Consider the following 21,235-nt stretch of genomic DNA (forward strand, 5'->3'; position numbering starts at 1 on the left):
ATCCTTCAGATTTTCTATTCGCATATGAAACCGGACATCCGAGGGGCCTCAGGGCCCCGTAAATCGCCGCAGCAGGCCCGTTCGCGTGTCACGATCGACGCGATTTTCGAGGCCGCCCTTCAGGTTTTGCTGCTCGATGGCGGGCGCCAGCTCACCACCACCCGGGTGGCGGAGCGCGCCGGGGTGTCGGTCGGCACCCTCTATCAGTACTTCCAGAACAAACAGGTACTGCTCTATGCCGTGCTGGAGCGGCACATCGATCGCATCGTCTGCACGGTGGAAAAGACGTGTCTGGATTCGCACGGCCTGCCACTCGAGGCAATGGCCCGGGCGCTGGCTGACGCGTACGTCGGCGCGAAGATGACGGATATCGCGGAGGCGCAGGCGCTCTATCGTCTGTCGGAAGATCTGGATGGCCGGGAGGTGTTTGCGGGGGCGAGCCAGCGCATGCATGCGGCGGTCGTCGCCATGCTGGATACCGCGCAGGACGGGCGTTTCGACGATACGAGCACGGTCGCTTTCGTGTTCCTGAACTCGATGACGGGGCCGATCAAAGCGATTCTGGAGAACCGCACGCCGGCGGGCACGACCTGCGGCCAGCTCGCTGCGCACATTGCCGATCAGATCGCCACGATGTGTGCGGCCTATCTGCATCGCGTGACCCTTCCCACCCCATAAGTTCACGCGTCATCATGACCGTCGCCCGGAACTGGTAAAATGCGCGGTTGTGTTTGCCTACAATCCCACGGTAATCGAAATGAATTACGAACAGGCCCGCTTTAACATGATCGAGCAGCAGATCCGCCCTTGGGATGTGCTCGATCAGCAGGTGCTCAATCTGTTGACGGTGGTCAAGCGCGAAGACTTCGTGCCGGCGCCCTACCGCAACCTCGCTTTCACCGACGTCAAGATCCCGCTCAAGGGCGCTGCGATCAGCAACGACAGCCAGTTCATGCTGGAACCGCGCGTCGAAGCGCGCATTCTGCAAGCGCTCGCGCCGAAGAAGAACGAAAACGTGCTGGAAATCGGTACGGGTTCGGGCTACATGGCCGCGCTGCTCGCCTATAACGCGCATCACGTGACCACGGTGGAATTCGACGCCTATCTCGCCCAGACCGCCCAGCAGACGCTGCGCGCGAACGGCGTGACGAACGTGGAAGTCGTAAACGCCGACGGCGCACAAGGCTGGAGCGCCGCCGCCCCGTACGACGTGATCGCGATCTCGGGCGCGCTGGCAGAACTGCCGCAGGCCTTCCTCGCACAGCTCAAGGTGGGCGGCCGTCTGGCAGCCTTCGTGGGCGGCTCGCCGGTGATGGAAGCGCAACTGATCACGCGTCTGTCGGAGAACGAGTACCGCACCGAAAACCTGTTCGAGACGCAAGTGGCCTATCTGGTCGCGCCGCAACCGTCGAGCTTCAAGTTCTGAGCCCGGCGCCCGGGTGTATGCCGCCGCCAGCTGACGGCGGCGCGCCCGGATTGCCGTGTGCGGACCCGTCCCCCGGGGGATGAATGAGGACTGGCCGCCATCTATACGACACACGTTGATCATGCAAAACATTACACCGGCGCAATTAGCCCAGTGGCTGGCGGATGGGGACCGCGGCCAACCCACGCTTCTGGATGTGCGTGAGGATTGGGAAGTGCAGACCTGCCACATTGCGCAGAGCAAGAACGTGCCGCTTGGCGACGTGCCTGCCCGCCTGAACGAACTCGACGCCGACGCGCCCATCGTGTGCATTTGCCATCACGGCATGCGCAGCGCCCGTGCCGCGATGTTTCTGGAACAACAAGGTTTTACCCAGCTTTTCAATCTCGACGGTGGTATCGATGCCTGGGCTCGCCAGGTCGACCCGTCGATGCCGACCTACTGAGCGAGGGCCATGCGCCCCCCGAGGCTCGCCGCGCTCCCGCGCGCGGCCAAGCGTGCGCCCGCCCTGCGCGCAGCGTCTGCGATGCCCGTCGTCTTCGCGACGATGTGCTTCGCGCTCGCCGCGCCCGCCGGTGCCACCGATCTTCTCCAGCTTTATGGGGAAGCCCAGACCCGCGACGCGTTGATCGCCAGCGCACGCTCGGCCTATCTCGCGAATGTCGAAGCCCTGCCGCAAGCGCGTGCTGCCCTGCTGCCGCAAGTGACCGCGCGCTGGAGCACCGTGAATACGCACTACGGCTCGGGCAATATCTCGAATACGTTCGGCAGCAGCGGTTACAGCCTCGCGCTAACGCAGCCGATCTTCCATTGGGATAGCTGGCAGACGTATCAACAAGGCAAGCTGACAGTTGCCGCCGCCGAAGCCTCGTTCGCACAGGCAGAGCAGGATCTGATTCTGCGTGTGGCCGGGGCCTATTTCGACGTCCTCGCGGCGCAGGATGACCTCGCGCTGGCCGGTACGCACAAGCAGGCGATTGCTGAGCAACTCGCCGCCGCGAAGCGAAATTTCGAAGTCGGTAACGCGACGATCGTCGACGCGAATGAAGCGCAGGCCAGTTTCGATCAGGCCACGGCTCAGGAAATTGCCGCGCAGAACACGCTCGACGTACGCCGCGCCGCATTTGCCCGTATCGTCGGCCATCCGGTCGGCTCGCTCGCGACGCTGCGTGCTGGCTCGACGCTGCCCTCGCCGCAGCCGAACAATGTGGCGGATTGGGTCGCACAGGCGGAACAAGCGAACTACGGCGTGCAGTTGCAGACGCTGACGCTGGAGACGGCACGACGCGAAACGTCGAAAGCGAAGTCAGGCTATATGCCATCGATCGATCTGATCGCCAGTGGAGCGCACTCGAACGTCGGTAACGCGAACAGCCTGCTGTCGTCGGCGATGTCGAGCCCGACCAGTCAAGGCTCAGGGCCCAGCTCGGCGGGGCAGATCGGCATTCAGATCAGCATTCCGATCTTCTCGGGCGGCTCGGTGCAGAGCAAACTCCGCCAGACACTCGCGCTGGAAGACAAGGCAACGAGTGATCTCGATGACGCACGTCGACTCGCCGTGCTGAGTGCGCGTACGTCGTATCTCGGGGTTTCCAGCGGACTGGCTCAGGTGAAGGCGCTTGAGGCCGCAGAGCAATCGGCGCAATCGTCGGTGGCGTCGAACAAGCTGGGCTATCAGGTCGGCATCCGCATCAACGCCGACGTGCTCAACGCGGAAGACAAGCTCTTCACGACACGTCGCGATCTCGCCAAGGCACGCTACACCACGCTGCTCTCAAGCCTTCAGTTGAAGGCCAGCGCAGCCACGCTGGTGGATACCGATCTGCAACTGCTCAACGCGCTGCTGACGGAAAATCCTGACGCGTCGGCCGCGATGGCCGGGGTTCGCGAAGCCGCGCCGAAGAATTCGGGGGCGGGGTTGCCCGAACGCGGTGTGCGGCCGGGGACTACGGCGCCATTGCGGCGCTAAGGCGCTAAGGCGCTAAGGCGCTACGGCAGATGGGTGCGCCCAGTCTGTCCTCCGGGACGGACCGGGGCCCCTTCCCGCTGCTCAGACAAGTTCAACTCGCCTCGGGAAGGGGCCCCGATCCATCCCCTCCCACATCGCCTGTCCGCCAACGAAACCGATCGGCTCAAGTCGCGCTCGGTGCGGCTTTCACGACTTGCTCGACGTTCCTTTCTTCGCCCAGCCAACGGCCCAGCGCGCCCACCGTGCGCCGGGTCGCGCCCTGATGCTGCTTGGCAAATAACGTCGCCGCCGTACGCATCGCCAAACGACGATCGTCGTTGACCAACAAATCCGCCAACGACGCGGCCAACTCGCCCGCATCGCTCACCCGTCGCGCAGCACCCGCCGCCAACGCGTTTTCGCTCGCCTGCGTGAAGTTGAACATGTGCGGACCGAAGATCACCGGGGTGCCCGCGGCACACGATTCAATCAGGTTCTGACCACCCAACGGCAGCAAACTTCCACCAATGAAGGCGATGTCGGCCGCCGAAAAATACGCCGGCATCTCGCCCATCGAATCACCCAAGACCACCTCGACATCGGCAGGTAACGGCGTGCCATCGTCAGGCCACGCGCTGCGACGCACGTAGTTGAGTCTGAATTTCTCCAACATCGCTGCGACTTCGTCAAATCGCTGCGGATGCCGTGGCACCAGTACCAACAACGCACGACGTCCTTCGTCCGACGCTGCCGCCAACATGGCCCGTGCCTGCAATACCTGCGCTTCTTCACCATCGCGTGTGCTGGCGGCCAGCCACACTTTGCGATTGCCGAAACGCTCGCGCCACACTTTGCCCAGCGCAACGAGTGCAGGCGGCGCGGTCATGTCGAACTTGAGATTGCCCAGCACGTCGACGTCGTGCGCACCCAACATGCGCAAGCGCTCGGCGTCGGCATCGCTCTGTGCAAGCACGCGCGTGAAACCACCGAACACCGGACGGGCCGCTTCGCCAAACTTGGCCGCTCGCTTGAACGAACGCGCCGACATCCGCGCATTGACGAGCACTAGCGGCGTGCCTTGTTCGCGGCACGTGAAGATCAGATTCGGCCAGACTTCGGTCTCCATCACCACGCCGACACTCGGGCGCCACTGCTTCAGGAAACGCCGGATCGGGCCGACCATGTCGTACGGCAGATAACAGCGCAGCACGCGATCGCCGAACAGGCTTTCGCCCGTGGCGCGGCCGGTGGGCGTCATGTGCGTGAGCAAGATGCCGTGCGACGGGTATTGCTCGAGCAAAGCTTCGATAAGCGGCTGCGCTGCACGCGTCTCACCGACGGAGACGGCATGCACCCAGATGAGCGGGCGGCCGGTGTACGGCGCCGCATCGTAGAAGCCGAAACGCTCACCAATGTGACGGCGATAGCCCGGCTCGAACCGGCCTCGCCACCACAGGCGAATTACCGCGAGCGGCGCAACGATCCACCACAACGCACCATAGACGAGACGCAGGAACATCAGATGAGCGCCCGGTGCGTGAGACGTTGCAAGACCGCCAACGGCGAGCACTCGGGGTGCACCATCGCGTCGGCCGGCAGGAAGAAGGTCTGTTCCATCATGAACTGTCCGGACATCACGGCATGCGAGGTCTGGTCGGAAAAGCAGATCCACACGCTCCCCGGCGGGAACGGCATGGTCTGCTGATCAGCCTCGCTCTGGTAGGTCATGTCGGCCTTCATGCCGTCGTGCAGATTCAGCATGATGTGATCGTAACCACTGCGCGGACGCTTGGTAATGCCCACCGCGTTCTGCAACCATGCGGAGCCCGGCCACTGGGTCGGCACTTTCGGCAGGAAACGCTTGGCCACATCTTCGAACGGCTCGCCCACGCGCCACACGCGCGGCTGGCCCGCCGGGTTGATGTTGGTGAACACGCGCAAGATGCGCTCGCCATAGTTGGGCCGCGACGGGAACGCATCGACGTGCAGGCGGCTGTCGTCCTTGCGCCACGAAGTCTGGCGCGTTTCGACCTGATGCAGACGCAGGCTCGTCGGCGCCGCACGCAGCTTGCCCCGGTACTCGGGCAACAAGCCGTCGATCAGGCTGCACGCCTGCGCGTAGTAACGCTTGACGAGCGCGTGCACGGCACGCTGGGTCGCGTCGTCGGACGCCACACCCACGAGGACGTCGGTTTTCGGATCGAGGCTGATGTTCTTGCGCTTGGGATCGGCAATCGCCGGGTCCAGCAGACGCGTTTCGTCCGCACCGATCGCAAAGGCCAGATGCGGGAAATACAGCACTTTGCCAGCCTCGACATCAGCCACCAGCCGCTCGCGCGGCAGCGACAATTCGCCACCCTGCCAGTTGCCGGATTCGACGGTGACGATCTGGCCGCTCTCGGCGCCTGCATTTACGGCGCTCGAAGTGCTTGCGGCGTTCGCGGCGCGGGTTGAATTCGTTTGGCTCATGCGTTTCTGTCCTCCCCGGAGGCGGCGACGTTGCCCGGCAACCCATGCGCCGGCGGCGAGGCTGCCGGCAACAACGGTGCGAACTCGCGCACGGTGTCGCGCACCTGAGCGAGCGTGGGTTTATGCTCGGCGTCGCCGAGATTGACGATGTGCGGCGACCAGAATCCGCCGGTGCGCCACGCAGTGCTGAAATTGTATAGCTCGATGGTCGGGCGGTTCAGCGCTGCGGCAATATGTACCAAACCGGTATCGACCCCGACGGTGATCGCGCCTCGGTCAATCAGGCCGACCACCTGCGACAGATTCATTTTGGGCGGGACCCATGCGCTGTCACCGAGCGCCGCGCCCAAACGCTCGGACACCTCGCGCTCGGCCGCACTGCCCCACGGCAACACGATCAGCAGGCCCTGCGCGGCCAGATCGCGGCCCAGTGCAATCCAGTCGGCTTCGGGCCACGTCTTGTCGTCACGCGATGTGGCATGCACGAACACGGCATACGGACGGTCCGGGCACTGGCTGTGATCGGCACGCTCGGTCGCAATGCCGAAGTCGATATCCTCCGGCACCTCGAAACCCATCGCCCCGGCGACCAGCAGGCGCGAGCGCGTCACGACGTGGGTGTGCGGTTCGATCTGCACCATGTGCTGGTAGAGCAGCCGCACGGGCCATTCGTAGCTGGCGCCTTCGGTGCGATTGCCCAGTCCCCACACGGCGCCACGCGCGGTGCGCGCGATCCAGCCGGTCTTGACCAGACCCTGCGTGTCGATCACGTAGTCGTAGGGGGTTTCGCGCAGGGCACGGCGGAACGTGCCGATCTCCTGCCACGTCTGGGCAGCGAGCGGCTTCTTGCGCCAGCGGCGCAGCGCAAAGGGGATGACCCGGCGCACACCGCGCACGAGTTTGACGAGGTCGACGAAGCCCTCTTCCACGACCCAGTCGATCTGGGCGTCGGGATGGTGACGCAGGATGTCCTGCACCACGGGCATGTTATGGACGACGTCGCCGAGCGACGAGACTTTGACGATCAGAACCTGCAACCGAACGCTCCGGCGGTTCGGCCGGGCCTCGTGAGCAAAAACGCGATTTTACTCTGTCCCGGCCCGCCAATCATGGCTTCGGTTACCGTTCGGGCCCGACGCCGCCGGTAGTTGGCAAACGTCAGGCCCGAAATGCCTTCAATCCACGCTTAGAACGGCAGCTTGGCGTCCGGCTTGACCGCCAGAATGGCGCTGCGGAAGTCGTCCTGAATGCGCTTGATGGCAGCCTCGCTGTCGGCCTCGAAACGCAACACGACGACCGGCGTGGTGTTGGACGAACGCGCCAGACCAAAACCATCCGGATATTCGACACGCACGCCGTCGATCTTGATGATTTCCTGCGAGCCCTCAAACTTTGCGGTCTCGCGCAGCTTGTCGATCAGCGCGAAGTTCTCGCCTTCGGCCAGCGGAATCTGCAACTCGGGCGTCGAGATCGAGTTCGGCAGCGCGTTGAGCACTGCGCTCGGATCGGCCGACTTCGAGAGAATCTCGAGCAGGCGCGCGCCGGTGTACAGGCCGTCGTCGAAACCGTACCAGCGGTCCTTGAAGAACACGTGACCGCTCATCTCACCAGCCAACGGCGCGCCGGTTTCCTTGAGCTTGGCCTTGACCAGCGAATGGCCCGTATTCCACATGACCGGCTCGCCGCCATGCTCACGCACCCAACTGGCGAGATTACGCGTGCATTTGACGTCGTAAATGATCTTCTCGCCCGGGTTGCGGCTCAGCACGTCGGCCGCGAACAACATGAGCTGACGGTCCGGATAGATGATCTGGCCGTCTTTGGTCACAACCCCCAGACGGTCGCCGTCGCCATCGAAGGCGAGGCCGATCTCGGCATCGGTGGTCTGGAGCGTGCGGATCAGGTCCTGAAGGTTCTCGGGGTGTGCCGGGTCCGGGTGATGGTTCGGGAACGTGCCGTCGACGTCGCAGAACAGCTCGATAACGTCGCAACCCAGCGCATGGAACAGCGCCGGGGCGTAAGCGCCGGCCACACCGTTGCCGCAGTCGACGGCAATCTTCATCGGACGCGCCAGATGCACGTCGTTCGAGATGCGCGAACGATACGACTCGCCGATTTCGTCGGCCGTGTAGGTGCCCTGACCGGTCTCGAAATCCTGCTGCTCGATGAGCTTCGCCAGCCCCTGAATGGCATCGCCGTAAATGGCACGGCCACGCAGCACCATCTTGAAGCCGTTGTAGTCAGGCGGGTTATGGCTGCCCGTGACCATGATGCCGGAATCGACGACGCGCCCGTGCAGGGTCACGTTGGTGGCGAAATAGACCATCGGGGTGACAACGACGCCGATGTCGACCACGTCGACGCCGGCGGCGCGCAGGCCGTCGGAGAGTGCACCGACCAACTCGGGGCCGGACAGGCGGCCGTCACGGCCGACCACGACAGCATTGCCGCCTTCGCGACGCAGCGCCGTGCCGAAAGCGCGACCGATCAGGTGCGCGACGTTGGCATCGAGGGTCTTGCCGACGATGCCGCGAATGTCGTATGCCTTGAAAATCGCAGGCGAAACTTGCGTGGTTTGCGTCATGGAAAAGGGTCTCTCGGGAACGAGGGGGAAATTAGTACCTGATACGAATAGCAGAAGCGGGTACCCAAGCGGATTCGCGAAGCGGCATGTCAGAGCACGCCGCCATGCTGCCAGATCAAGAACGGCCCGCCACGAAGGCAGGCCGGTAACGGCTGCATTACGCTAAAATTATACGGGACTTCGCCGCACTGCGGCACGCCGCGAAACCCTTGTCAGCGAGTACCTACAATCGCCCTGCGAACCGTACCGGCTCACGATGACAAGCCAGTGAAGTCCCCCAGCACCGGCCTCCCAAGGCCGGTTTTGCTTATTTTGAGAACGAGTGAGCCCCGCGCCCGCCCACATGCCCTACCGGACCATCATTCGCAACATCCTCTGGATGCTGACCGAGCGCGGCGCGCAAATCGTCGGCGGCATCGTGGTCTCCGGCCTGCTCGCCCGTAGTCTCGGTGCCGCCCAGTTCGGCCTGTTTCAATACGCGCAATCGCTGGTGTTTCTGGCCGCCTCGCTCACGCTGCTGTGCGGCAGCGAAGTCGTCGTGCCCCGCCTCGTGGGCAAGCCCGAAGCGGAGCAGCGCACTGTCATCGCGCACGCCTTCATGCTGCGTCTGGGCGCCGCCGCCGTGGCCTACGCGGCGCTGGCGGTCTACGTGATCGTGTTCGCCGACTCGGAACTAATGGCGGCCGCCCTCTGGCTCGGCGTGGCGCTGTGGTTCCGCGAGCCGGTCGGCATCGTCATCGCCTGGTTGCAGGCACGCACGTTCAATCGCCCCAGCGTGACGGCCAACCTGTGCGCGCTCGGCGCCAAGCTCGCACTGGTGGCAGTGTTGTTCGTCACCCATGCGGGCATCGTCGCGTTCGCCATCGTCTACGCCGTGGAAGCCGTGGTCGCCGCAGCCCTGCTCGCCCGCTATTACTTCCGGCATTCCCCATCCACTCGAGTGATCTGGCGGCCCGATCTGCTGCGCGAGTTGCTCACGAACGGCATGACGTTCTGGGGCGGTTTGATGCTGATGATGCTCTTCAAGCGCATCGACCAACTCGTGCTCAAGCCGATCATTCCGCTGGCCGAACTCGGCGCCTATGCGGCCGCCATGCAGATTACGGAGAACTTCGTACTCGTCGCGCCGATCATCGCGAATTCGCTGGCACCGCAGTTGATCTTTCAGGCGAACGACAACCTGCACGCGCGCCGCAATACGGTGCGCGCTATGTGGCTGATGGTCGCCGCCGGGGCAAGTCTGGCCATCCCCATCGCGCTGCTCGCCCCGTGGATCGTGCATTTGATCTACGGCGCCGGGTTTGCGGAGTCAGCGCAGATTCTGCGCGTGTCGGCCCTGATGGGCATTCTGGTGTTTGCCGACGCCGCCCTCAATCTGACGCTGGTGCGGCGCGGCGCCGGACGCTGGGTGATCGCCAAGTGGCTGTTCGCGGCAGTGATCGCGTTCGTCGTGGTGCGCACGTTCGCGCCACAAATCGGGGCACTGGCGGGTGCGTTAGGGTATGGCGCGGGCTACGCCGCCGCCCTCGCCCTCGGCATCTGGCTGCTGCGACGGGACTGACGCGATGACGACAGCCTCACCCAACCGCCCGCCCCAGACGATCTGCCTGTTCACCGGCACATTGGCCGCTTTTGCCGGTGCCGAGCGGGCGACCGCCACACTGGCCAACGCGCTTGCCGCACGCGGACACCGCGTGCACGTGCTCTCGCTGTGGGGCCACACCCCCGTCTTTGCGTTGGCCTCCGATGTTCAGCATCACGCACTGTTTGCCGAGCGCGTGGCTTTCAAACATCACTACTTCTCGATCGTTCGTAACGTTCGGCGGTATGTGCGAGAACACGGTATCGACGTAATGATCGACGTCGACCCGATGCTCGCGCTCTACACACTGCCTGCGACGTTCGGTCTGTCACTGCGCCGTATCGCGTGGGAGCACAGCACCTATGCGAGCGACCTCGGCCGTCGCGCACGCCGTTGGGCGCGAAGTCTGGCCGCGCGGCGCTACGATGCCGTCGTGGTTTTGACCGACGCCGATCGCGACGCCTGGCAAGCCCACCATCCCCACGCGCGAGCGCAATTCGTCACGTTGCCCAATCCGCTGGGCATTGCCGCCCCGGCGCAAGCGCCCTCGCATGACGACGCACGTTGCATTCTCGCTGTCGGGCGGCTGGTGCCCGAAAAGGGGTTCGACCGGCTGATCGACGCATGGGCGAAAATCGCGGCGGATGCGCCCGGCTGGCAGGTCCGGATCGTTGGCGACGGGGCATTGCGCGATGCACTTCTTGCGCAGACCCGCGAGCGTGGTGTCGGCGACAGCGTGCAGTTGCTGCCTGCCGTGGCCGAGATTGCCCGGCATTACGCCGAAGCCGCGATCTACTGCCTGCCGTCGCGACGAGAAAGCTTCGGACTGGTGCTGCTCGAAGCGCAGGCGTTTGCGCTGCCCATCGCGGGCTTTGCTGCCGACGCCGGACCCCGGGCACTGCTGCATGACGGCATCGACAGTCTGATCGCCACCGATGGCGATATCGACGCGCTCGCCCTCGTGCTGCGCCGTCTGATCGACGATGCCCCACTTCGTCAGCGGCTGGGTGCTGCCGGCTACGCGCACGCTCAGGCGTTTCAGCCCGATGCCATCGCGGTGCGTTGGGAGACGTTGTGGTCGCACACGACAACTGTCCCGGGGAGCCCCGCATGAAGATCGTACTGTTCGTGACCGGCTTGCAGTTGGGCGGCGCGGAAACGCAGGTCGCCGATCTTGCTCGCGGATTTCTCGCGCGCGGGCACGACGTCGTCATGATCTCGTTGACCGGCGAGTGCACCGTCCGGTTGCCGGACTCGCCCCGCTTCTCCCTGATCGAATTACGCGCCGCCAAGACGCCGTGGTCGCTGGCCGCGGCGGTGGCGAAGTTTGCCTCGCACATCCGGCGCTTGCGGCCCGACGTCGTGCACGCCCACATGGTGCACGCGAACTTGCTGGCCCGCGTTGCCCGGCTGTTTGCGCCGATGCCGGTGCTCGTCACCAGCGCGCACAGCCGCAATGAAGGCGGGAAGCTGCGCATGCTTGCGTATCGGCTCACCGACCGGCTCACCGACCTGACGACCAATGTCAGCGACGACGCCGTCGCCGCGTTCGTCGCCCAGCGTGCCGCCCCTGCGGCACGTATCGTCAGCATGCCCAACGGGATCGACACCCAGCGTTACCAGCCCGATCCGGCCGATCGCCCTGCGCTGCGTGAGCGTTTGCTGCAAGCGCAGACACGTTCGTCCTTCGCTCCCGTTGTCTTTGCCGCCGGACGTTTGGTCGATGCGAAGGATTACCCGACGCTGTTCGCCGCCTTCGAACACGTGCTCGCCGAGATGCCCGATGCCCGGCTGTATATCGCCGGCGACGGTCCGCTGCGTGCCGGGTTGCAGGCACGGATCGAAACACTGAACCGAACGAACGCCATCACGAACGCCATCACGCTGCTGGGCCGTCGCGACGATGTGGCGCAGTGGCTGCGCGCCGCCGATGTCTACGCGATGTCTTCAGCATGGGAAGGCCTGCCGCTGGTCGTCGGCGAAGCCATGGCGAGCGGCCTGCCAGTGGTGTCGACCGACTGTGGCGGCGTGCGCGAGTTGATCGGCACCGATAGCGACAATGTCCTCGTGCCTGTCGGCGACGCCCAAGCGCTGGGCCATGCCCTGCTCCGGATGCTGCATCTGAGCCCCGGCGCACGCGATGCGATCGGGGCTGCCAACCGCGAGCGCATCGTTACGCATTACTCGCTTGACGCCGTCGTGGCGCGCTGGCTCGATGCCTACGCGCAGCTCGCCGCACGGCCTGCTTGAACTTTCTGATCACCCATGCGCCCACCCGTTCTGTTCTGCTCCAATTCGTTCTGGTCGATCCACAACTTCCGCGGCGGCCCGATCCGTGCCCTGCTGGCCGACGGCTACCCGGTGCATGTGGTCGCCCCGGATGACGACTATGCGCCGCTCCTGCGCGCGATGGGGTGCGTCGTGCACCTCATGCCGATGGCGTCGAAAGGCAAGAATCCGCTCGACGATCTCGCGCTTGCCCGGCGATTGTTCCGCCTTTACCGTAGCGTTCGCCCCGCCGTGTGCTTTCACTACACGATCAAGCCCAATATCTACGGCGCCATGGCCGCGCATTGGGCCGGCATTCCCTCGGTGTCGATCACCACGGGCATGGGCACGGTCTTCATCAATCGTTCGTTCCTGACCCGGATCGTCCGCCTGCTCTACCGCCACGCGTTTCGCCATACGCGGGAGAACTGGTTCCTGAACGAATCGGATTTCGACGCGATGGTCGGCGGCGGGCTCGTCGACCTGCGCAAGGCCCGACTTCTGCCCGGAGAAGGGGTGAATCTCGATCACTTCGCCAGCGCGCCATGGCCGGCCGACAACGGTTCGTTCCGATTTCTGCTGATCGCCCGCATGTTGCGCGACAAGGGCGTGCTGGAGTTCATCGAGGCGGCCCGCGCGCTCAAATCGTCGGCACCCCATGTCAAATGCCAGTTGCTGGGCCCGGCCGATGTGGAGAACCCCACGGCCATTTCACGCGATCAGATCGCCGAATGGGAACGGGAAGGGCTGGTCGAGTACCTGGGAGTGACGCAGGAAGTGCGGCCCGCGATCGCACAGGCGCACTGCATTGTGCTGCCGTCGTATCGCGAAGGCTTGTCCCGGACGCTGCTCGAAGCGGGGGCCATGGCACGCCCGGTGATCACGACCGACGTGCAAGGATGCCGCGAAGTGGTCGACCATGGCATCACCGGATGGGTCGTGCCGGTTCAGGATGCCAAGGCATTGGCAACGCAAATGGCGGCAACTTCTGGCATGCCCCTGCCGGAATTGCAGGCAGTTGGACGGGCCGGGCGTGCTAAAGTAGCGCAAAATTTCGACGAAGGTCTGGTGATCGCAGAGTATTTCAGAATCCTCGGCGAGATCGATGGGAGCCCCACTCGCACCCGGCTCTCATCCGATTCAGCGCAATAAGCTGACACCAGTCGCACATAAGAACTAACAACGCGCTCAACGACTTGTCCGCACTATGCTGAACCTGACATTGGCCCTCGTAGTCTCGTTTGTCACCACGCTGCTGATCGTGCGTTATGCCCACGTGCACGCGCACTTCTCGAGCGACAGCGACACGAAGGGCGTCCAGAAGGTCCATGCGCATCCGGTGCCACGCATCGGCGGGCTGGGCATCATGTTCGGCCTGCTTGCCGCTGGAACGTTTGCGAAGCTCCACTACGACGGCCCCCTGGAGGAGATTCTCCTTCTCGCGGCGAGCGCCGCCCCGGTGTTCCTTGGCGGCTTCATCGAAGACATCACCAAACGGGTGTCGCCGCGCATGCGCCTGTTGTGCGCCATGATCTCAGCGTTCGTCGCCTATCTGATACTCGGCATTCACATCAATCGCATCGGCATCGCGCCGATCGATCATCTGCTGACGATCCCCGTCATTTCAGTCGTGCTGACGGTCGTCTGCACCGCCGCCATGACGAATGCGGTCAATATCATCGATGGCTTCAATGGTCTGGCGGCGATGGTGAGCATCTTCATGTTCGCCTCTCTCGGCTACGTCGCCTTTCAAGTGGGCGACTACATCGTGCTGGCCACGTCGATGATCATGATCGGGGCCGTGCTGGGCTTCTTCATCTTCAATTACCCGAATGGCCTGATCTTCCTCGGCGACGGCGGTGCCTATTTTGTCGGCTTCATGCTGGCCGAACTGGCCATTCTGCTGGTCATGCGCAACCCGGCCGTGTCGCCGTGGTATCCCGCGCTCATGCTGATCTATCCGATCTTCGAAGTGTGCTTCTCGATCTATCGCCGCCGCTTCATCCGGGGGGTTTCGCCCAGCATGCCCGACGGCGTGCACCTGCACATGCTCATTTACAAGCGCATTCTGCGCTGGGCGGTCGGCTCGCGGGTCGCAGCGCAACTCACGCGCCGTAATTCGCTGACGTCGCCGTACCTGTGGGTGCTTTGCCTGCTCGCGGTCATTCCCGCAACGATCTTCTGGCGCCACACGGGCATTCTCGTCGCGTGTTGTCTGGCGTTTATCGTGACCTACACGTGGCTGTATCGCCGCATCGTACGGTTCCGCTCGCCGCGCTGGTTGATCGTCAAGAAAAAGAAATCCTGATTGTCCGCTTCACTCTTTGATGGCCTCATCGCAGGCCATCGGGCTGCATCATGCTGAGTCTTGCCATCGCTCTCGTCGTGTCGTTCGTCGCGACGCTGCTTATCGTGCGCTACGCGCATGTTCACGCCCGCTTTTCCGGTGACAGCGATGTCGTCGGCGTACAGAAATTTCACGTCCGCCCGGTGCCCCGCATTGGCGGCGTCGGCATTCTGGCCGGCCTGATCGTCGCCGCCACGGCCCTCGCCTTCCCCTACCCGAAAGTCGCGCGCGACATTCTGATGCTCGTGGCCTGCGGCCTGCCGGCGTTTCTCGGTGGTTTTGTCGAAGACCTGACCAAGAAGGTCACGCCGACGGTGCGACTGGTCTGCACCATGTTCGCCGCCCTGCTCGCGTGGCTGTTGCTCGACATTCGCATCACGCGCATCGACATCGGTTTTGCCGATCGGGCGCTGCTGCTTGCCGCCGTGTCGGTGCCGCTCACGGTGCTGTGTGTGGCCGGCATGGCCAATGCGGTCAACATCATCGATGGCTTTAACGGGCTCGCCGCCATGGTCGCCATGATCATGTTCGCCTCGCTCGGCTATGTCGGGTTTCAGGTGCAGGACCCCATTGTGCTCACCACCTCGATGATCATGGTTGGGGCCATTCTGGGATTCTTCATCTTCAACTTCCCCGGCGGCCTGATCTTCCTCGGCGATGGCGGGGCCTATTTCGTCGGCTTCATGCTGGCCGAAATCGCCATCCTGCTCGTGATGCGCAACCCTCAGGTCTCGCCGTGGTATCCCGCGCTGATGGTGATTTACCCGGCCTTCGAGGTCTGTTTCTCGATCTATCGCAAGCGCTTCGTGCGCGGCATCTCGCCCGGTATTCCCGATGGCGTGCACCTGCACATGCTCGTGTACAAGCGGTTGATGCGCTGGGCGGTTGGCGTGCGCACTGCGAGTGCCCTCACGCAACGCAATTCCTTGACCTCCCCGTACCTGTGGCTGTTATGCTTGCTGGCAGTGATCCCGGCGACTGTCTTCTGGCGACACAGCCTGGTGCTCGCACTTTGCTGCGTCGCCTTCATGGTGACGTATGTCTGGCTGTACCTGCGCATCGTCCGCTTTAAGGCACCCCGCTGGCTGATCTACAAAAAATGAAAGACCACGGGGGGCGACGCACTTTGGTAGGCCATTGAATGGTAAGCCACTGAAGTGCGCAGCCGCGGCACACGGAATCCCCCTGTTCGGGACAACAAGACAAGACAGCGCCACCGCGATGCGTGACATCTATGCCATCGGCGACCTTCAGGGTTGCCAAACGTCGTTTGAAGAACTTCTTGCCCTTTTACCGCAAGACGCCGACCTATGGCTGGCCGGCGATCTCATCAATCGCGGCCCCCGTTCCCTCGACACGCTCCGTCAGGTCATCGCCCTCGGCGATCGCGTGAGTGTCGTCCTCGGCAATCACGACCTGCACCTGCTGGCGGTTGCCGCCGGGGTTCGGCAGGCCCACGGCAGCGACACGCTCGACGATATTCTGAACGCCCCCGATCGCGACGCACTCATCGACTGGGTGCGCCATCGTCCGCTCGCGCATTTCGCCCACGGCCACCTGATGGTGCACGCCGGCGTATTGCCGCAGTGGGACGCCGAGCAGGTCATCACGCTCGCACGCGACGTGGAAAGCCAGTTACGTGGCCCGGACTGGCAGACGTTTCTCTCGCGCATGTTCGGCAATCAGCCGGATCAGTGGCGCGAAGGTCTGGCCGACGACGACCGTCGACGCCTCACGATCAATGCGCTCACGCGGCTGCGCTTTTGCACCGCCGATGGCCGCATCGATTTCAAACTCAAGGAAGGCGCCGACGCCGCCACGGACGACCTCAAGCCGTGGTTCGAGGCGCCGAATCGACGGACCGCCGATATCACCGTCGTGTTCGGTCACTGGTCGGCACTCGGTCTGGTGATGCGTGAGCATGTGCTCGGGCTCGACACCGGCTGTGTGTGGGGTGGGCAACTGACCGCGGTGAAGCTGGCCGACTCGCCGGCACAACGCGACCTGATTCAGATCGACTGCCCGCAGGTGCGTGATCCGTTCGGATCGGCCGAGGGCAAGAAGCGCGGCAAGATCAAGAAGGCAGAGAAAGCCGAAGACGCGTTCAAGGCCGCCAAGGAAGAAAAGCTTGGCAAGTCCGTGCGCAAGCTTGAGAAGATCGGCAAGAGCGCAGCGAAGAGTTCGAAGGCAGAGAAGATCGACAAGAACGACAAGCCCGAGAAGGCGGCAAAGCGCAAGGAAGCGTGATCCCGTTACCGTCTACCGTCGCGTAAGACACGTAGACTGCTTAGGACGCTAAAGACGCGTCAGGCCATTGTCGATAGAAGAACGGCGCCGTCATTGCGGCGCCGTTTTCGTTTTGCTATCCCGGGAGATATCCCGAATCAGACCTGCACGGCCTGCGTGGCGTCGCCCTCTTCATCGCCCACGGCGGCCTCACGCGACCCCACCGAGCCGCTCTGCGGCAGCACCGCCTCCGGCAAGTACCCCTGCAACTGTTCGCCCACCGCCTTCTGTGCGGCGAGTGCGACGTCACGCCGATGTTGTCCATCCTGCGGGTACTGCGGTTCGCCCACTGCCAGACGCACCGTCATCGGCGGCGCCCGCAGAATCATGTCGATGGACTCGATCAGCGTCATCTCGCCGATGTACGCCGGTGCCATCGTGTGACGCCCGCTGGCCGCATCCGTGTAGAACAGGCACAGCGGCTGCACAGGCTTGCCGGTGCTAACAGGCGCTTGCAACAGATTCGCGTGAAACGGCAGGAGACTTCGTCCATCCGTGGTCGTGCCTTCCGGAAACACCGTGATGATGTCACCATCGCGCAAACATTCCGACAGGTAATGCATGATGCGGCGCGCATCGGCACGGCGTTCGCGTTGCAGGAAGATCGTGCGCGTCTGCACGCACAGCCAGCCCACCAGCGGCCAGTGGCGGATCTCGGCTTTCGCGACGAAACGCACCGGTTGCCACGCATTGATCGCGAAGATGTCGATCCACGAGACGTGGTTGCACAACAGCATCACACCGCTCTCGGGGAGCGGCCCGCGTTGTTCGACTTCGAGTTGCATGCCGCACAGTCGCAGCAGCTTTTGCGACCATGCACGAATGCGGCGATGCCGGCCCGCTTCTGACAGAAACGGGAACAGCACCAGCGCGGTCAGCAGGCCGCGCGCGAGGTGCAGGCCAAGACGGAGTTTTTTGATCAACAACACGGCATTCGCGTCCTAAACGGCAAGGGTTTCATACGCCACGTGGCCGCCGACCAGTGTGAGACGTACGCGTCCCGGCAATTCATAGCCGAGGAACGGAGTGTTGTGTCCCGCACTGCGCAGCAGCGCCGGCGAAACTGTCCAATAAGTGGAAGGCTCGAACACGCAGAGATCGGCAGGCAGGCCAACGGCAAGCTTACCTGCACCGGCGGCCTCGCCGCTCGTTTTGCTGGGCTTGTCTCGACTGCACAGACCGTCCAGATGCTGTGCGGGGCCATGGGTAACGCGTGCCAACGCGTCAATCAACGGCACCCGGGCCTCATCGGCCCACTTCAATACCAGCGACAACAGCAGTTCCAGCCCCGTCGCCCCCGGTGCGGCCTCGGCAAACGGCACGAGCCGGGCATCGGCAGCTAGCGGCGTGTGGTCGGAGCAGATGGCATCGATCGTCCCATCGCGGGCCGCATCGCGAATCACTTCACGATCGCGCTGGCCGCGCAACGGTGGGTCGAGCCGGTACTGGGCATCAAAATAACCGATGTCCATGTCGGTGAGATGGAGGTGATGCGCCGCGACGTCGCACGTGACCGGCAAGCCCTCAGCCTTGGCCGCCCGCACCAACGCGACTCCTGCGGCCGACGATAAGCGGCACAAGTGCACCCGTGTGCCCGTCACACGCACCAGTTCGAGGATGGTGTGCAATGCAATCGTCTCGGCGGCCACCGGAATGCCGGCCAGCCCAAGACGCGAAGCCACTGCGCCACTGGCAGCCACGCCGCCGGCCGCGAGAGCGGCATCCTGTGGGCGCAGCCAGACGGTCAGCCCGAAGGTGCCCGCGTATTGCAGTGCGCGCAGCAGCGTGCGGTTGTCCGATATCGGCGCATTGGCCTGTGACAAACCAATACAACCCGCCGCGCTCAACTGGGCCATTTCGGTGAGTTCCCGTCCGGCGAGTCCGACCGTGAGTGCGCCGAGCGGATGCACTTGCGCGTGGTGCATCGCACGCGCGCGATGCTGAAGCATTTCGACCAGATCAGGCGCATCGAGCACCGGATCGGCATCCGGCGGGCACACGACGCGCGTCACGCCACCGGCCAGTGCCGCCGCCGCTTCGCTGGCCGCCGTCATCTTGCGGGCTGCCAGATCCACCAGCCCCGGCGCCACAACGAGGCGCGCCGCGTCAATCGTACGGTCGGCGGTGAAGCCATCCGGCGCACTGCCAAAGCCGGCAATCTTGCCGTGTGCAATGAATACGTCCTGGACCCGGTCGGAGCGGGTGGCGGGGTCGATGACGCGGCCACCCTTCAGATGCAGTTTCATGGGCGCGCTCATCCGTGGTTACCAGCGACGATGCTCATCACAGCCATGCGCACGGCAATGCCGAACGACACTTGTTCGAGAATGACGGACTGCGGACCATCGGCCACCCGCGAATCGATTTCCACGCCGCGATTCATCGGCCCCGGATGCATGACGATGGCATCCGGCTTGGCCAGGGCCAGCCGCTCGGGGGTGAGGCCGTAGTATTTGAAGTACTCGTTCGCCGACGGCAGCAGGGCGCCATTCATCCGCTCGTTCTGCAAACGCAACATGATGATGACGTCCACGTCGCGCAGCCCTTCGTCCATGTCGTGGAACACACGCACGCCGAGTTGTTCGAGCCCGGCCGGCAACAACGTACGCGGCCCGATGGCGCGCACTTCCGGCACGCCGAGCGTGGTGAGTGCGTGAATATCGGAGCGCGCGACCCGCGAGTGCAGGATGTCACCGACGATGGCGACCGTCAGGTTGTTGAAGTCGCCCTTGTGGTGGCGAATCGTGTACATGTCGAGCAACCCCTGCGTGGGGTGCGCATGGCGCCCGTCGCCCGCGTTGATGACATGCACGTGCGGTGCGCAATGCTCGGCGATCAGGTACGGGGCGCCCGACTGCGCGTGCCGCACGACGAACAGATCCGCATGCATCGCCGAGAGGTTGCCGATCGTATCGAGCAAGGTTTCGCCCTTGCTCGTCGACGACGCATTGATATTCAGATTCAACACGTCGGCAGACAATCGCGCAGCCGCGATCTCGAACGTCGTGCGCGTACGGGTGGAGTTCTCGAAGAACAGATTGAAAACGGATTTGCCGCTCAGCAGCGGTGCTTTCTTCACATCGCCGTCGTTCAGACTGACGAACTGCGTGGCGGTGTCGAGAATATGGGTGAGAACGGCGCGCGGCAGGCCTTCGACCGTGAGCAAATGCTTCAACTCGCCGTTGCGAGTCAGTTGCGGGTGGCCGCGCCGGCCAAGCATTCCATTAGCCATGCGGCGTCTCCGGGGCGGCGGCCCGTTGCTGGGGTGCTTCGCCCGATCCGGGCGAAGCGAGCGATTGGTGCAATCTGGAACACGCCTGCGGCGCAGCGTCAGGCAGGCACATGCTCGTCGAAGTACTGCTGGAGAATGATGCGGGCGGCTTCGGCGTCGAGAGAGGTCTTTTGCGAGACCTTGATGCCGGCTTCGGCGAGTGCGGCAGCGGCGGCCACCGACGAATATCGCTCGTCGACCCACACCACGGGAACATCGAAACGCCCATTGACCTGATTGCCGAAGCGCTTGGCCTGCTGCGTCATTTCATGCGGCGTGCCGTCGGGATGACACGGCAGGCCGACGACGATCAGCTCGGGCTGCCATTCGGCAACGAGCCTGCCGACTTCGGCAAAACGGACTTCGCGATTGAGATTGGCGAGAACGGTGAGTGCACGGGCTTCTCGCAGCAGCAGATTGCCGATCGCCACACCGATACGACGCTCGCCGTAATCGAAGGCGAGCACCGTGGCGCTACCAGCCGTCATGCGTGGCCAGCGTCGGCGGAGAGCATCGACGACGATACCCCCAGCAACGCGAGTGCAGCGTCAAAACGCTCTGCCGGCGGAACATCGAACACGATGCCGGGATCGGCTGCCACGGTCAGCCAGCCGTTGCGGCTGATTTCGTCTTCCAGTTGCCCCGCGCTCCAGCCGGAATGACCGAGCGTGAGCAGGAAGCGGCTCGGACCGTCGCCATTCGCCACGGCTTCGAGCACATCCTTGGAGGTGGTCATCTCGAGACCGCCCGGCACCGACAGCGACGAGCTGTACGGCGTGCCGGTCGCTTCGTGCAGCACGAAGCCGCGCTCCGTTTGCACCGGACCGCCGAAGAACACCGGCTGATGGGCCAACGGGTCGATTTCGAGCTTGAGGTCCAGCCGTTCGAAGAGCGATTGCAGATCGATGTCGGTCGGACGATTGATCACCAGTCCGATCGCGCCGCGCTCGCTGTGCTCGCACATGTACACGACCGTTCCGGAAAACGTCGGATCGGCCATGCCAGGCATGGCGATGAGGAACTGATTCGTGAGATTGATACGGTCGTTCGGCAT

Annotated in this window: 20 protein-coding genes; 11 read left to right on the forward strand and 9 right to left on the reverse strand. The window is 63.9% G+C overall.

Features of this window, described 5'->3' with window-relative positions; genetic code table 11:
* The first annotated feature begins 24 nt into the window (after nt 1-24).
* From AT302_RS23385 to AT302_RS23400, 4 genes are all read left to right on the forward strand, one after another.
* Entirely contained in the window at nt 25-678 is a 654-nt protein-coding gene (locus AT302_RS23385; RefSeq protein WP_058376052.1) for a TetR/AcrR family transcriptional regulator, read from the forward strand.
* A gap of 79 nt (nt 679-757) precedes the next feature.
* The gene (locus AT302_RS23390; protein ID WP_058379901.1) at nt 758-1,426 is read left to right on the forward strand and encodes a protein-L-isoaspartate O-methyltransferase family protein; all 669 of its coding nucleotides are present in this window, start codon (nt 758-760) and stop codon (nt 1,424-1,426) included.
* Nucleotides 1,427-1,547: 121 nt separating this feature from the next.
* Nucleotides 1,548-1,871: a rhodanese-like domain-containing protein gene (locus AT302_RS23395; RefSeq protein WP_058376053.1), complete on the forward strand. Its 324-nt coding sequence runs from the start codon at nt 1,548-1,550 to the stop codon at nt 1,869-1,871.
* 9 nt (nt 1,872-1,880) lie between these two features.
* On the forward strand, nt 1,881-3,395 hold the full coding sequence (locus tag AT302_RS23400) for a TolC family outer membrane protein (RefSeq protein WP_064674997.1): 1,515 nt from the start codon (nt 1,881-1,883) through the stop codon (nt 3,393-3,395).
* Between the two features lie 163 nt (nt 3,396-3,558).
* Here the strand turns inward: AT302_RS23400 and waaA are convergent, their stop codons facing one another.
* From waaA to AT302_RS23420, 4 genes are all read right to left on the reverse strand, one after another.
* Nucleotides 3,559-4,893 (reverse strand): lipid IV(A) 3-deoxy-D-manno-octulosonic acid transferase, encoded by a 1,335-nt coding sequence (gene waaA, locus AT302_RS23405; protein WP_058376054.1) that lies wholly within the window; start codon nt 4,891-4,893, stop codon nt 3,559-3,561.
* Entirely contained in the window at nt 4,893-5,843 is a 951-nt protein-coding gene (locus tag AT302_RS23410) for a Kdo hydroxylase family protein (RefSeq protein WP_237172003.1), read from the reverse strand. The genes waaA and AT302_RS23410 overlap by 1 nt, the downstream gene beginning before the upstream one ends.
* Nucleotides 5,840-6,829: a lipopolysaccharide heptosyltransferase I gene (gene waaC, locus AT302_RS23415; protein ID WP_237172217.1), complete on the reverse strand. Its 990-nt coding sequence runs from the start codon at nt 6,827-6,829 to the stop codon at nt 5,840-5,842. Before waaC ends, AT302_RS23410 begins: the two co-directional genes overlap by 4 nt.
* 200 nt (nt 6,830-7,029) lie before the next feature.
* Complete coding sequence (locus AT302_RS23420; RefSeq protein WP_058376055.1) at nt 7,030-8,427, reverse strand: phosphomannomutase/phosphoglucomutase; 1,398 nt, start codon at nt 8,425-8,427, stop codon at nt 7,030-7,032.
* Nucleotides 8,428-8,770: 343 nt separating this feature from the next.
* Between AT302_RS23420 and AT302_RS23425 the strand changes: the two genes are divergently transcribed.
* From AT302_RS23425 to AT302_RS23455, 7 genes are all read left to right on the forward strand, one after another.
* Nucleotides 8,771-9,988, forward strand: coding sequence for an oligosaccharide flippase family protein (locus tag AT302_RS23425; protein ID WP_058376056.1), 1,218 nt, complete (start codon nt 8,771-8,773; stop codon nt 9,986-9,988).
* A gap of 4 nt (nt 9,989-9,992) precedes the next feature.
* On the forward strand, nt 9,993-11,123 hold the full coding sequence (locus AT302_RS23430) for a glycosyltransferase family 4 protein (RefSeq protein WP_058376057.1): 1,131 nt from the start codon (nt 9,993-9,995) through the stop codon (nt 11,121-11,123).
* A complete protein-coding gene (locus AT302_RS23435; protein ID WP_058376058.1) occupies nt 11,120-12,259 on the forward strand; it encodes a glycosyltransferase in 1,140 nt (379 codons plus the stop codon). Before AT302_RS23430 ends, AT302_RS23435 begins: the two co-directional genes overlap by 4 nt.
* Before the next feature lie 15 nt (nt 12,260-12,274).
* Entirely contained in the window at nt 12,275-13,429 is a 1,155-nt protein-coding gene (locus AT302_RS23440; protein WP_058376059.1) for a glycosyltransferase family 4 protein, read from the forward strand.
* A gap of 55 nt (nt 13,430-13,484) precedes the next feature.
* Nucleotides 13,485-14,585: an MraY family glycosyltransferase gene (locus AT302_RS23445; protein WP_058376060.1), complete on the forward strand. Its 1,101-nt coding sequence runs from the start codon at nt 13,485-13,487 to the stop codon at nt 14,583-14,585.
* Between the two features lie 50 nt (nt 14,586-14,635).
* Complete coding sequence (locus tag AT302_RS23450; RefSeq protein WP_058376061.1) at nt 14,636-15,727, forward strand: MraY family glycosyltransferase; 1,092 nt, start codon at nt 14,636-14,638, stop codon at nt 15,725-15,727.
* A gap of 118 nt (nt 15,728-15,845) precedes the next feature.
* Nucleotides 15,846-16,871, forward strand: a complete 1,026-nt coding sequence (locus AT302_RS23455; protein WP_058376062.1) for a symmetrical bis(5'-nucleosyl)-tetraphosphatase — start codon at nt 15,846-15,848, stop codon at nt 16,869-16,871.
* A gap of 137 nt (nt 16,872-17,008) precedes the next feature.
* Here AT302_RS23455 and AT302_RS23460 read toward each other — a convergent pair whose 3' ends face one another.
* The 5 genes from AT302_RS23460 to AT302_RS23480 all read right to left on the reverse strand — a co-directional run bounded on the left by AT302_RS23460 (nt 17,009) and on the right by AT302_RS23480 (nt 21,235).
* Entirely contained in the window at nt 17,009-17,839 is an 831-nt protein-coding gene (locus AT302_RS23460) for a lysophospholipid acyltransferase family protein (RefSeq protein WP_058376063.1), read from the reverse strand.
* 12 nt (nt 17,840-17,851) lie between these two features.
* A complete protein-coding gene (locus tag AT302_RS23465) occupies nt 17,852-19,156 on the reverse strand; it encodes a dihydroorotase (protein WP_058376064.1) in 1,305 nt (434 codons plus the stop codon).
* A gap of 8 nt (nt 19,157-19,164) precedes the next feature.
* Nucleotides 19,165-20,142: an aspartate carbamoyltransferase catalytic subunit gene (locus tag AT302_RS23470; protein ID WP_058376065.1), complete on the reverse strand. Its 978-nt coding sequence runs from the start codon at nt 20,140-20,142 to the stop codon at nt 19,165-19,167.
* Between the two features lie 98 nt (nt 20,143-20,240).
* Nucleotides 20,241-20,669 carry a Holliday junction resolvase RuvX gene (gene ruvX / locus AT302_RS23475; RefSeq protein WP_058376066.1) on the reverse strand — a complete coding sequence of 143 codons (429 nt, stop codon included), beginning with the start codon at nt 20,667-20,669 and terminating at the stop codon, nt 20,241-20,243.
* Complete coding sequence (locus AT302_RS23480; RefSeq protein WP_058376067.1) at nt 20,666-21,235, reverse strand: YqgE/AlgH family protein; 570 nt, start codon at nt 21,233-21,235, stop codon at nt 20,666-20,668. Before AT302_RS23480 ends, ruvX begins: the two co-directional genes overlap by 4 nt.

The sequence above is a fragment of the Pandoraea norimbergensis genome, assembly GCF_001465545.3.
Taxonomy (GTDB): domain Bacteria; phylum Pseudomonadota; class Gammaproteobacteria; order Burkholderiales; family Burkholderiaceae; genus Pandoraea; species Pandoraea norimbergensis.